Here is a 1,752-nt window from a genome sequence, read left to right as displayed (position 1 = left end):
GACGCTGATCACCTATCCGGTGGACAAGCAGCGCCTGGACGTCTTTACCGCCTTCCTGGACCCGGCAGATGTGGAGCCAGCCGCCATCCGCAAGGCCGAGCTGACGCCGATCATTGCGCAACTGGTGGCGAGCAATCGCGGCGTGGCAGCCCTGCCCAATTGGGCGTTGACGGAATACATGAATCAGGGATGGCTGCGGCTATGCCGCCTGGGTCCGCAGGGCGTGTGGCGCACGCTGTATGCGACGGTGCGCAGCGAGGACACGGACGCCTCGTATATCGATGAATTTCTGACCATTACCCGAGACGTCTGCTTCAAGACGCTGTCGGGCATCAAGTCGGCGAAGTGATCCCGTAAGGGACAGCGACGACTGCAGCGGCGCCGGGTGGGCCGACGCCCGCGGGAACAACGCCCGCCGCCCGCATCAGTCTTCGTCGCCCTCGCCCAGGATGCGCCGGATGACGTCGTGCGCGAAACCGCGGCTGGCCAGAAAGCGTGCCTGCTTTGCGTAGGCCGTGCGATCTTCGGGCTTGGCGCTGAAGCGCTTTTTCCAGACTTCAAGCGCCCGGTCGTACTCGGTGGCGCGAAGCTGGTCGCGCAATTCCGCGACCTGATTGTCGTCCACGCCGTGCTGGCGCAATTCCTGCACGATGCGCGCCGCACCCTGCCTTGAGGCGCGGCGATGGACCAGGCTTTGGGCGAAGCGCTCGGTGGACAGCCAGCCCTCTCTCTCAAGCGCGTCCAGCACCGATTCGACCTCGGCCGCATCTTCGGCGTAGGCAACCAGCTTGCGCGCCAGTTCTTCGCGCGCGTGTTCGCGCCGCGATAGATACCCCACCGCACGCATCTTCAGCGACGGCCCTTTGCGGGCCTGCTTGCCATCAGACGTTGACGCGTCACCAGCGCTGTCGGCAGCGTCGGCGCGCCGGCCGCGCGCGGTGCTGCGTTGAGCGGAACTTCGCTGTTCGGAACTGCGCTGCCACAGGCCGGCGGGGTCGGCGCCATCGGCCGAATCGTCAGGCGCCGCGGCCTCGCGGGCCACCCGCGCATCGGACGTGCGCCGCAAGCCTTGCGGCTTGGCGACCGTTTCGAATTCGTCGTCCAGCCTGGCGCGTTGGCGCTCGGCGGATGCGGGAGTCGATTTCCAGCTCATGCGCTTTCCTGCTTGCTAAACAAAACGGCAGGCCCAAGAAAAAAACGGCAGGCCCAAGTGGCGCCTGCCGCAATTTCCCAGCCCAGACGGGCCGGCGAAGTGGCTAGCCCGAACCGCGGCGAGCCCTGTCGAATGCCCGGGATTACTCGGCGGTGTCTTCCGCCGTGGGCACGAATTCGGCGGCGCGGCTGACGATGCCCTGGTTTTCGCGGACGCGGTTTTCGATCTCGATGGCCATGTCCTTGTGTTCTTTCAGGTATTCGCGGACGTTGTCCTTGCCCTGGCCGATGCGGTTGCCGTTGTAGCTGTACCAGGCGCCCGACTTGTCGACGACATTGGCGGCCACGCCCAGGTCGATGATTTCGCCTTCGCGCGAGATGCCGGCGCCGTACATGATGTCGAATTCAGCTTGCTTGAACGGCGGCGCCACCTTGTTTTTGACGACCTTGACGCGGGTTTCGTTGCCGACGACCTCGTCGCCTTTCTTGATGGAGCCGATGCGACGGATGTCCAGACGCACGGACGCGTAGAACTTGAGCGCGTTGCCGCCGGTGGTGGTTTCGGGGTTGCCGAACATGACGCCGATCTTCATGCGGATC

At 65.1% G+C, this 1,752-nt stretch carries 1 protein-coding gene and 2 pseudogenes (1 of these 3 only partly in view); 1 reads left to right on the top strand and 2 read right to left on the bottom strand.

The genetic code is table 11. The annotated features are described in order from the left end of the window. A pseudogene (locus tag B3446_RS13270) lies at positions 1 to 349 on the top strand (LysR substrate-binding domain-containing protein) (its annotated part extends 373 nt beyond the left edge of the window); the annotation flags it as partial. Positions 350 to 424: 75 nt separating this feature from the next. Here the strand turns inward: B3446_RS13270 and recX are convergent. Continuing rightward, a complete protein-coding gene (gene recX, locus B3446_RS13265; protein WP_291381663.1) occupies positions 425 to 1,153 on the bottom strand; it encodes a recombination regulator RecX in 729 nt (242 codons plus the stop codon). 142 nt (positions 1,154 to 1,295) lie between these two features. Further along, a pseudogene (gene recA / locus B3446_RS13260) lies at positions 1,296 to 1,752 on the bottom strand (recombinase RecA); the annotation flags it as partial.

The sequence above is a fragment of the Achromobacter sp. UBA5777 genome, assembly GCF_002418565.1.
GTDB lineage: Bacteria > Pseudomonadota > Gammaproteobacteria > Burkholderiales > Burkholderiaceae_B > Achromobacter > Achromobacter animicus.
The sequence above is the reverse complement of the archived record's forward strand: the minus strand, read 5'-3'. Positions and strand labels throughout refer to the sequence as shown.